The organism is Maribacter sp. UBA3344, from assembly GCF_002362375.1.
Taxonomy (GTDB): Bacteria; Bacteroidota; Bacteroidia; order Flavobacteriales; family Flavobacteriaceae; genus Maribacter; species Maribacter dokdonensis.
The window spans coordinates 63,028-74,324 of record NZ_DERI01000024.1 but is presented as its reverse complement, the minus strand read 5'-3'; the positions used below and the strand labels follow the sequence as shown (position 1 = coordinate 74,324).

General features: G+C 33.9%; 8 protein-coding genes. 3 read left to right on the top strand and 5 right to left on the bottom strand.

The window, feature by feature from the left end:
• Positions 1-101: 101 nt before the first annotated feature.
• From B2Z27_RS14885 to B2Z27_RS14875, 3 genes are read right to left on the bottom strand one after another with little or no spacing between them, the layout of a single operon-like run.
• Positions 102-1,280 carry a THUMP-like domain-containing protein gene (locus B2Z27_RS14885; RefSeq protein WP_286814231.1) on the bottom strand — a complete coding sequence of 393 codons (1,179 nt, stop codon included), beginning with the start codon at positions 1,278-1,280 and terminating at the stop codon, positions 102-104.
• 6 nt (positions 1,281-1,286) lie between these two features.
• Positions 1,287-2,384 (bottom strand): AI-2E family transporter, encoded by a 1,098-nt coding sequence (locus B2Z27_RS14880; protein ID WP_071341796.1) that lies wholly within the window; start codon positions 2,382-2,384, stop codon positions 1,287-1,289.
• 3 nt (positions 2,385-2,387) lie between these two features.
• Positions 2,388-3,038: a DUF4159 domain-containing protein gene (locus tag B2Z27_RS14875; protein WP_058103295.1), complete on the bottom strand. Its 651-nt coding sequence runs from the start codon at positions 3,036-3,038 to the stop codon at positions 2,388-2,390.
• Between the two features lie 34 nt (positions 3,039-3,072).
• Here B2Z27_RS14875 and B2Z27_RS14870 point away from each other — a divergent pair, with 34 nt between their 5' ends.
• The gene (locus tag B2Z27_RS14870; protein WP_286814230.1) at positions 3,073-3,867 is read left to right on the top strand and encodes a DUF1223 domain-containing protein; all 795 of its coding nucleotides are present in this window, start codon (positions 3,073-3,075) and stop codon (positions 3,865-3,867) included.
• Here the strand turns inward: B2Z27_RS14870 and B2Z27_RS14865 are convergent.
• The gene (locus B2Z27_RS14865) at positions 3,864-4,571 is read right to left on the bottom strand and encodes a 16S rRNA (uracil(1498)-N(3))-methyltransferase (protein ID WP_286814229.1); all 708 of its coding nucleotides are present in this window, start codon (positions 4,569-4,571) and stop codon (positions 3,864-3,866) included. The two genes, B2Z27_RS14870 and B2Z27_RS14865, sit on opposite strands and share 4 nt — an antisense overlap.
• Before the next feature lie 17 nt (positions 4,572-4,588).
• Positions 4,589-5,617: a tRNA (adenosine(37)-N6)-threonylcarbamoyltransferase complex transferase subunit TsaD gene (gene tsaD, locus B2Z27_RS14860; protein WP_286814228.1), complete on the bottom strand. Its 1,029-nt coding sequence runs from the start codon at positions 5,615-5,617 to the stop codon at positions 4,589-4,591.
• An 86-nt stretch (positions 5,618-5,703) separates the two neighbouring features.
• Between tsaD and B2Z27_RS14855 the strand changes: the two genes are divergently transcribed.
• Together B2Z27_RS14855 and pfkA are read left to right on the top strand one after the other, a co-directional pair.
• Positions 5,704-10,134, top strand: coding sequence for a translocation/assembly module TamB domain-containing protein (locus B2Z27_RS14855; protein ID WP_414673606.1), 4,431 nt, complete (start codon positions 5,704-5,706; stop codon positions 10,132-10,134).
• A 158-nt stretch (positions 10,135-10,292) separates the two neighbouring features.
• Positions 10,293-11,279: a 6-phosphofructokinase gene (gene pfkA, locus B2Z27_RS14850; protein WP_058103291.1), complete on the top strand. Its 987-nt coding sequence runs from the start codon at positions 10,293-10,295 to the stop codon at positions 11,277-11,279.
• The last annotated feature ends 18 nt before the right edge of the window (positions 11,280-11,297 follow it).

The following is an 11,297-nucleotide window of genomic DNA, read 5'->3' as shown; positions in this document are numbered from 1 at the left end:
AAATAAGGTTAAAAGATAATATACAACGTTGTAGTTTGCGAAGTTTCTTGTTTAAGTTGATGTGATTTTTGAACGTTTTTTATATCGAAATTCAGAACATTTTAGTGACGAAAACAAGAAATTAAAATTAGTTTTCCTTCTAAATCAGTTGTAGCAAAAACATAGTTTTCACCACCGTCTTTTAGACCTAGTTTTCTTCTAATTTCAGACACTGAATCAGGAAAATTTCTCGTAGTAATATTGGCTTTTTTGATACCGGATTTTTTAAAAGATTTTTTAGAATATTCATAGATACTTTCAATTTTGAATACTCTACCAGGAAACTTGATTAACTCTGTTGAAGTAAAGAGATGTGAGTTTGGATGTAATTTATTTAGTTTGAAGAATGCTCCAATAAATTGAAAAGACCCTGATTTTAAGATAGCTGCATTTGGTTCGTAAAGGTAATTTTGTGGTTTGGAAAAGTTGGAGATTGCATTTTCTTCATCACTAGGTTTAAAACTGAACTCTTGTTTTATGCTATTTTTAAAATTGATTGTTTTTATAATAGGTTCTTGATTGTACTCTTTATCCATTAACCATAATACCTCTTTTACATCGTTATTTATCGCAACAATATGTATTTCTTTTACATTGCTCAATTCTGTTAGTCCAATTTTTAAATCTAATAACGGACCTGTTTTAACCAATACGTTATTGGCTTTTGTAAATAAAAAAGATGCCTGGTTGACTATATTTGGCTCACAATCAGCTAAATAGTATACTTTTTTATTGTTTTCGTCTCTTCTGGAAGGATCTATATATAACCAGTTATAAGTGGTTGTTGAGGCTTTTAAAAACTCTAATCCCTCAGACGCGATACAGTTAATGTTAGTAGCGCCCATTTGCTCAAAATTATGTTGCGCTATGTTAGACAAGGCACTATTTTTTTCAACATGGGTTACTTGTTCAAATTTTTGTGAAAATGAATAAGCGTCTACCCCAAAACCACCTGTAATGTCAACAATACTCTTGCCATTGATTAATGAAGCCTTGTATTGCGCCGTAACTTCAGATGAAGTTTGTGATAGGTTCAGTTTATTTGGGTAGTATATATTTTTCGTTGAAAACCAAGAAGGTAATTTTGCTTTGGCTTTTGTTTTAGATTCAATTTGCTCTACCAATTCTTTGGAGGAAACTTCTGTGAACCTCGGTTTTGATAAAAGTATTTTATGCACATCTGTGCCCAGTTTATCCGTAATATATTGTTGTACCTCGTCTGTAACTATTTCTGAATTCACCTCTACCTAAAGATTATGCGTCAATGATTTAACAATTTGGTTATCGGATAAAAATTCTTTTAATATAACTTTTATTGCTGTGTAACCCGGTACGGCTACAATCATACCTACAACACCAAATAGTAGCCCCGCAATAATAATGACCAGGAAAATTTCTAACGGATGGGATTTTACACTATTTGAGAATATGAATGGTTGTGAGAAGAAGTTATCTACCAATTGGCCAAAGAGTAACCCTAAGAATACATAACCTGTTTTTGGAAGTATGACTTCGCTAAAATCCGATCCTAAATTACTGGTCATGGTAAGGGTCAACATTATTACACCGCCAATTATAGGACCTATATATGGTATTATATTGAACAATGCACATAGAAAAGCAATTACTACAGCATTCTCAATACCAACGATTAAAAGTACTATGGTGTAAATGACGAAAAGAATAAAAATTTGAAGTAACAATCCCACAAAATATCTTGATAACAAGCCATTTATTTTTCCGATGGAATTCGTTGTGCCTTTCTTTTTATCAATTGGAACGAAAATCAACAATCCATTTTCAAATAATTTGCTGTCTTTTAAAAAGAAAAAAGAAATAAAAAGCACTGAAAATAAGCCAATGCTTGCAGAGCTTAATACATTTAAAAATGAATTAAGAAAATTGGGAATGAACCCAATATCCAAACCTTGTAAAATATTTTTTTCTAAACCGGCATCATCTATAACGTCTTCTACGATATGTGATGATAGGCCAAGGTGATTGGTGATTTGATGGTATAAGGTGTTTAAACTGGTTTGTAATTCATCAATATCCAATAAGGACAAGTTCTTTCCTTGTTCAGAAAGTAATGGTATAAACAAGGCTATGATACCGGCTAGAACACCTACCATTAAAAGCATGGTTAGTATTACTGCTAAAATATTGGGTAACTTAATTTTTCTAAAAAAACGTACTAGAGGGCTGCCTATAAGCGCTACTACAGCGGCAATGGCCAAGTAGGCCAAAACAGATTGTATAGTATAAAGAAAGTATAGCAAAATGGCGATACCTACCAATACGCCAATAGCTCTTAATATGCCCTGTGAGATTGTTTTTGATGTCATAGCTTAGTTTTTAAAGGCGTAGGTAATAATATTGGCTCCCATTTCAAGTGCTTTTTGTCTTACTTCTGGAGCGTCGTTATGAACTGTTGGGTCTTCCCAGCCATCACCTAAATCAGACTCTGAGGTAAATAATAATAGAATCCTATTATCCTGTAAAATTGCAAAAGCTTGTGGTCGTTGCCCGTCATGCTCATGTATTTTAGGTAGTCCCTTTGCAAAAGAATATGAATTATTGAAAATGGGGTGATCAGCTCCCAATTCTTCTAAATTTTTGTTGGGGAATAGTTTTTTTATTTCCCTTGTGATGTATGGTTTCATGCCGTAATTATCATCAATATGTAAAAAACCACCTGACATTAAATAGCTTTTTAAGTTTTCAATTTCCTCATCTGAAAAAACCACATTACCATGTCCTGTCATATGTAAATACGGGTATTGAAAAATTGTGCTGCTACCTACTTCTACAGTTTCGGGTTTGTTTTGTATTGTTGTTCCAATATTGTCATTACAGAATTTTATAAGATTTGGTAATGCCGTAGGGTTGGCATACCAATCACCGCCACCTTGATATTTTAGAATTGCAATCTCCTGTGCTCTTAAGTTAAGGCATGTAAACGCCATTATAAGAAAAAGATATATAGTAAGGTTTTTCATTTTATTTCGAATAATAAAGTATAATCACATTATTATGATTGATAAAAAAAATTATGTTTTCTTATTTTCTATAGTAGGCCTTCTGTTAACCACCATTATTTGGTCTCAATCCAGTAAAGATAATAAAGTTGATGATGCTTTGTTTTCTGAACATTCGGAAAAATTATCTAAGGGTAGTGTGGTGCTTGAACTTTTTACTTCGCAAGGGTGTTCTAGTTGTCCACCGGCGGATGCACTTTTAGAAACTATTAAGGATTCATATCCAGATAATGTTTTTGTTTTGAGCTATCATGTGGATTATTGGAATTATATAGGTTGGAAAGACCCTTTCAGTAATCAGAAATTTACCGTGAAACAAAGTGTCTACAATACAAAATTCAGGTATCGCAGTAATTATACGCCAGAATTGGTCGTTAACGGCAAAGAGCATATGGTGGGGTCAAATAGGGCGGATGTTATTAGGGCTGTTGAGAAATTTAGCAATTTACAGTCTCAAAATGTTATTGGTATATCTAATATTACAAGAGATGGTGATAAAGCAACTTTTGAATATAACGTTAATGGTAAAATTGAAGATAAAACTATTAGGGCGGTCTTAGTGCTTAATGAAAGAACCACAGAGGTTAAAAGGGGAGAAAATCGTCATAGAACTTTAAAGAATACCAATATTGTAGTAGCCGAAAAATATTTAAATGATGTAAAACCAAAAGGCTTTGGTTCTATTGAAATTCCAAACCTTGTAGGCAAAAATGAAGCTTTAACTTTGATGTTATTGGTAGAGAATGAAAAGGTGGATATTACTAGTGCTGCAAAGGTTGCTATTTACTAGCCATTGTTGATAGATGCTACAATGGTACAAGCAACAATAGCCGCAGTCTCAGTTCTTAATCTTGTTTTACCCATAGCTACCGGGGCATACCCTTTTTCCAATGCACTTTTAATTTCTTGATTTGAAAAATCACCTTCAGGGCCTATAAGTATAGTAATGTCTTTGTCAGCGGCAACACGCCTTTTTAGTTCATGTCTTTCGGTTTCTTCGCAATGTGCTATAAACGGTAACCCTGTTATTGGTTTTTCTAAAAACTCAACTAAGGAAATTGGTTCGTTAAGTTTAGGTAGATAGGTTTGTAATGATTGTTTCATTGCAGATTCCAATACCCTTTTCATTCGTTCTAATTTTAGAATCTTACGTTCTGATCGATCACAAATAATAGGAGTGATTTCATCAACGCCAATTTCTGTGGCTTTTTCTAAAAACCATTCAAAACGATCGTTCATTTTTGTGGGTGCAACAGCCATATGTAACCAATGAGATTTGGCATGTGATTTTTTAGATGAGTTGATCTCTACCTCACATTTTTTTATGGCATCATCAATTATTGTAGCTTCAAATAAGTATCCGGCTCCATTCGTAATCCATAATTTGTCCCCATTCTTTTTTCTGAGTACTTTGATGATGTGTTTGCTTTCATTACTGTCAAAAGTAAAGGTGTTGGCAGTAGGGTCTAGTTCAGGATTAAAGAAAAGTTGCATGTGGTTTTTGTTTTAATCTATGAAATAACATATCTGGCCTTTGCCGTAACGTATTGATCCGAAAATTTTTCATTTTTATATTTCAGATAACCTACTATACCGATCATTGCGGCATTATCTGTACAAAATTCAAATTTTGGGATGTAGGTATTCCATCCATATTTGGTTTGTGCTTCGGTTAAAATATTGCGTATTCCAGAATTTGCAGATACCCCTCCACCAATAGCTATTTCCTTTATACCGGTCTGTTTCACTGCTTTTTTTAATTTTTTCATTAAAATAGTAATGATGGTATATTGAATAGACGCACAAATGTCTTCAAGGTTGTTTTTAATAAAATCTGGGTCTGCCTTGGTCTGCTTTTGTATAAAATAAAGAATATTTGTTTTTAATCCACTAAAACTAAAATCCAAGTCTTTTACATTTGGTATGGGGAAATCAAATTTATGTGGGTCGCCAGTAGCTGCATATTTATCTATTAACGGACCGCCAGGGTAGGGTAGCCCTAATATTTTTGCACTTTTGTCAAAAGCCTCTCCTACGGCGTCATCAAGTGTTTGTCCAATGATTTTCATGTCAAAAAAATCATTTACCTGAACAATTTGTGTATGGCCACCACTTATGGTCAATGCTAAAAAGGGAAATGAAGGTGCTTTCATGGATTCCTCTTTTATAAAATGGGCCAATATGTGGGCTTTCATGTGGTTAACTTCGATCAAAGGAATCTGTAAACCAAGTGATAACGATTTGGCAAATGAAGTACCTACCAATAATGAACCCATTAAGCCAGGTCCGCGTGTAAATGCTATGGCTGATAATTGTTTTTTATCGATATTTGCTTTGGCTAATGCTTGGTGAACAACTGGCACTATATTTTGTTGATGGGCTCTTGAAGCAAGTTCAGGTACAACCCCTCCATATTCTTTGTGAATTGCTTGGGTGGCAACAACATTACTGAGCACTTTATCGTTCATTAAAACTGCCGCAGAAGTGTCGTCACAGGAAGATTCAATAGCAAGTATATAAATTGTTTTGTGCTCCAGCATATTTGGAATAAATTTTGAATAACAAAGGTAAAACATAAAGACCTATCAAAAAACTGAGAAAAATATTGGTTAGAACATTATTGGTGATTTTACTGATATGTGTTTTAGGTACCATCGTTTTTTCACTGCCAGTGGTACAGACCTTATTGGCACAGTTTGCTACGAAAAAAATCAACGATCAATATGGAACGCACATCAATATTGAGCGGTTAAAGGTTTCGTTGATTTCTTGGAATACAGGTTTGGAAGGTGTCTATATTGAAGATTATCAGCAGGATACACTTTTTTATGTAAATGAACTTAAAACCTCTATTCTAAGTTTAGGTAATCTTGCTCAAGGTAATTTGGAATTTGGTGATATCGCTGTTGATCAACTGAACTTTAAACTTAAAACATATTTTGGCGAGAGAAATACCAACTTAGAAGTGTTTGTAGATAAGTTAGATGATGGCAAGCCAAGGACAGAGGGTACGCCCCCTTTTAAATTATCTTCATCTAATGTTGATATTGCGCATAGTAGCTTTAAATATATTGATGAGAATTTACAAAATACTACAGTTTTAAATTTTGATAGCCTAAACATAAATGCGGGCGACTTTTTAATTTTAGGCCCAGAGGTTTCTGCGGATATTAAAGAAATGTCATTCTTTAGCAATAGAGGGTTAAAAGTAGATCGTTTGGCTACCAATTTTAAATATACCAAGCAGCAAATGCGTTTTGATTCTCTAAGCATTAATACACCATTATCTGCTTTAGAAGGTAATTTGGTTTTTAATTATAACCGAGAAGATTTTGCCGATTTTTTGAACAAGGTTAATGTAGTTGCGGAGTTTAAGGAGTCTAAAGTGGCTTTTGATGAAGTCAACTTACTTTATGATGAATTTGGAAAAGGTAAAGAAGTAACCTTCAATGCAAATGTGAATGGAGTATTGAACGATTTGAACACTGATGACCTTTTCTTGTTTTCAGATGATACCGGTATTCGTGGTAATTTTAATTTTAAAAATCTCTTTAATAAACAGAAAGCATTTAGTTTAAATGCCGAAATGAGGAATGTAACAAGCAGTTATTATCAATTAAATGCATTATTGCCCAATTTAATTGGTAACTCTTTGCCGTCGTCATTTAGCAAATTAGGGCAATTTACAATTCGTGGTAATGCCTTTATTACCAATTCTTCTATTGATGCTAAAGTGAACTTAAATACTGCCGTGGGTAGTAGTTATGCAGATATTGTACTAAGCGATTTTAATAATATTGACAATGCAACTTATAAAGGTTTTATTTCTTTGATAGATTTTGATTTAGGTGATTTTGCCGAAAATAAAAACTTGGGAAAAACAACCTTGGATTTTAATGTGGAGGGTAAAGGTTTCGTAAAAGAAAAATTGAACACCGAGGTAATTGGTCAAATTTATTCTTTGGAGTTTAATAAGTACAACTATCAAGACATTAGAGTGTCGGGGATTATAAAAGATCAATTGTTTGATGGTTCTTTGGTAAGCAATGACGAGAATTTTAAGTTCGATTTTAAGGGTCTTGCAAATGTTGCCGAGACAAGGAACAATTTTAATTTTATCGCTTCGGTCGATTATGCCGATTTAAAGAAACTGAATATTATAAATGATAGCGTTTCTGTATTTAAAGGAAATGTAAGTATGGATATTACGGGCACCACGCTTGATAATATTGTTGGTGATATCAATTTTACACAAACTAGCTATCAAAATAAAAATGATACTTACTATTTTGATGATTTTGCGGTTACCTCTAGTTTTGATCAAGAGAGGGAACGAACCATAAATATAAATTCTCCAGATATTATTACCGGATTTATGAAAGGTAATTTTAAGGTAAGAGAATTGGGTAAACTTGTGCAGAACTCCTTGGGTAGTATTTATACAAACTATAGGCCTTTTCAAATTTCAGATGGTCAAAATCTCTCCTTTAATTTTAAGATTTATAATAAAATCGTAGATGTGTTCTTTCCGGAAGTTCGCTTTGATCCCAATACGTTTATTAAAGGTAATATAGTAGCAGATGAGGGTGATTTCAAATTAAATTTTGAGTCCCCAAGTATAGAGGCCTTTGGTACGGCAGCCGATAAAATTGAAGTGCGTATAGATAATAAAAACCCATTATTCAATACATATGTATCTGTTGGTGAGTTGGATACCCCGTATTATAATTTTAAGGATTTTAACCTGATAAATACTACCTTAAAGGATACTTTGTTCTTTAGGTCAGAGTTTAAAGGCGGTAGTGAGTTCAATGATTCTTACAACCTAAACTTTTACCATACATTCAATAAGGAAAATAAATCTGTAATTGGTCTTAAAACCTCTGATGTTAATTTTAAGGGGAATAAGTGGGTTTTAAACAAAGAGGGAAATACAAAGAATAAGGTTATTCTAAGTAGGTCTTTAGATAGTATTACAATTCAAGAAATTGTAATGAACAATGAAGAGAAAGAGCAGATAAGGTTAAAAGGACAATTGGCAGATTCTACTTACAAAGACCTACAGTTGCAATTTAAAATTGTTTCCTTAGATAAGATAACCCCGGTAATAGATAGTTTGAAATTACAGGGAGAGGTCAATGGAACCTTAAACGTTTTACAGAAAGATGGTGTTTATTTACCATCATCAAATCTAAATATTGATAAATTCGGTATTAATGATATTCCTTTAGGTGATTTAGCTATAAATATCATTGGCAATAGAGATTTGACAGAATTTCAAGTGAATTCCCAACTGTCAGATAATGGCTTGGAAAAATTTAGCGTAGTTGGTAGTGTAGAGAATAGGGGAGATATACCAAGGGCAGATTTAATTGCGAATTTCAGCAATTTTAATTTAGAACCTTTTAGCCCTTTGGGTGAAGGGGTTATTGATCATATTAGGGGAGATATAGACGGTAGGGTGGTTATAAAGGGAGATGTTGATAATCCAAACTTTGACGGGCTTCTTACTTTGGACAATGCTGGTATTGCAGTGCCGTACCTGAATGTAGATTATGAATTTGCACCCCGGTCTAGAGTTGTTCTAAGTAATCAAACATTTGATTTTGAAAATATAGCATTAAAAGATGTTGCTAAGGGTACTACGGCAAATTTAGATGGTACCATTACTCATAGTTTCTTTAAGGATTGGGTTCTGGACTTGAATGTTGATACCAAGAATGATAGGTTCTTGATTTTAAATACAGAATTTAAAGAGGGTGAGTTATATTATGGTACTGGTTATTTGAATGGAACAGGACGAATCTATGGTCCTACTACTGCTTTGAATATTACGGTTGATGGTACTACCGCAAAAGGTACTTCTTTAAAAATTCCGCTTAGTGATGTTGCTAGTGTTGGGGATTATTCTTTTATCAATTTTATTGAAAAGAACGATAAAAAGAGAATAGAGAGTCAGCGACAATTAAAGGATTATCAAGGTCTTGAACTTGAATTTAACTTAGATGTAACGCCTGATGCCGAAGTTGAAATAGTAACGGATACAAAAACCGGTAGTTCCCTAAAAGGAACAGGGGTAGGTATTATTTTAATACAGATCAATACCAATGGTAAATTTGAAATGTATGGTGATTATGTTGTGGTAACAGGTGAATTCAATTATAAGTTTGGTGGTATTATAGATAAGAAATTTACGGTTGAACCCGGGGGTACCATTAATTGGGATCAAAAACCATTAGAAGCCATTTTGAATATGGAGGCGATATATTCATTAAATGCGAATCCTGCTCCATTATTAGATGATGCCGGTTTTACCCGTAGAATTCCTACTGACGTAATTATAAGTTTAACCGGGCAGCTTCAAAAGCCAGATATTGATTTTGGTATTGATTTTCCGGGTACTAATTCTATTGTAAAATCAGAATTGGAATACAGACTGCAAGATCCCACGGTAGAGGAGAAAAATGCGATATTCCTATTGGCTCAAGGTACTTTTGTAAATTCTCAAAGTGGTATTAACCAACAAGCAATTACAGGTAATTTGGTTCAAAGCGCATCTAGCATTTTGAATTCAATTCTTAGTGGTGGTAATGATAAGTTCAACCTTGGTCTATCCTATGAGCAAGGTATTTTAGACCGTTCTGCGGATATTGAGACAGACGATAGAATTGGTGTTACGGTATCAACACAAATATCGGATAGAATTCTATTTAACGGTAAAGTAGGGGTTCCGGTGGGTGCATCTAGTGAAACCTTGGTCGCAGGTGATTTTGAAATACAGGTTTTGCTAAATGAAGAAGGTACGTTAAGTGCAAATTTTTTCAGTAGACAAAGTGAAATACAGGCATATTTGTCGGATCAACAGGGGTCTACCCAAGGGGCGGGAATTTCGTATGAAGTTGATTTCAATAATTTTAAGGAGCTTTTTCAAAAAATACTGGCTACCAAACCAAAAGAAAAAGAGGTACCTGGAAAAGAGATTGAAACACCATCATCTGTCATGGGAAATGATAGCCTTATTCGTTTTTACAATAAGCCAAAATCATTAAATCAATAACTAAACGCTACATAATTGTTAAGTATTTAAATATTTTAAGAATTTAAGCATCAATATGTTACAACGAAATCCTTTTCGTTGATTTTTTCTTAAAATGCGATGGAAGTTAGTTCCTTTTTTGATGAAGATTTGTTACTTTCGTTGGCTTAAATTTTTCAATGTTATCACAAATTAAAAAAATAGCAGTGCTGACTTCAGGAGGCGATTCTCCTGGTATGAATGCAGCAATTAGATCGGTTGTTCGTACGTGTGCCTATATGAAGGTAGATTGTGTTGCAGTCTACAGGGGGTACCAAGGTATGATTGAGGGAGATTTTAAACCAATGGATGCCCGTAGTGTAAATAATATTATCAATAAAGGGGGGACTATTTTAAAATCGGCAAGATGTAATGACTTTAGAACTCCAGAAGGAAGAAAAACAGCTCATGATCAGTTAGTAAAGGCAGGTATAGATGCGTTTGTCGTTATTGGAGGAGATGGTAGTTTTACCGGTGCCATGATTTTTAATAGAGAGTATAACTTTCCGGTAATTGGAATTCCCGGTACTATTGATAATGATATTTTTGGTACTACGTTTACATTAGGTTTTGACACAGCTTTGAATACTGTGGTAGAGTGTATAGATAAAATTAGAGATACTGCTAGTTCCCATAACAGATTGTTCTTCGTTGAGGTTATGGGTAGAGATGTTGGGCATATTGCCCTTAACGCCGGTGTAGGAGCAGGTGCGGAAGAGATTTTGATTCCTGAGGAAAACTTAGGTTTAGACAGGTTGTTAGAATCTTTGAAAAGAAGTAAAGAGTCTGGTAAATCATCTAGTATAGTTATTGTTGCCGAAGGTGACAAATCTGGTAAAAACGTATTTGAACTTAAGGAATATGTTGAAGAACATTTGCCTATATATGATGTGCGTGTATCTGTTTTAGGGCATATGCAAAGGGGTGGTGCGCCATCTTGTTTTGATCGTGTGCTTGCAAGTAGAATGGGCGTAAAGGCGGTTGAGGCATTATTAGAAGGCAAAACGAACCTTATGGTGGGTATACAGGATAATCAACTTACTTTAACGCCAATTAACAAGGCGATAAAAGGACATACAAAAATTGATAAGGAACTTATACGAGTTTCAGAAATAATGACTACATAATTTAAATATTAAAAAGAG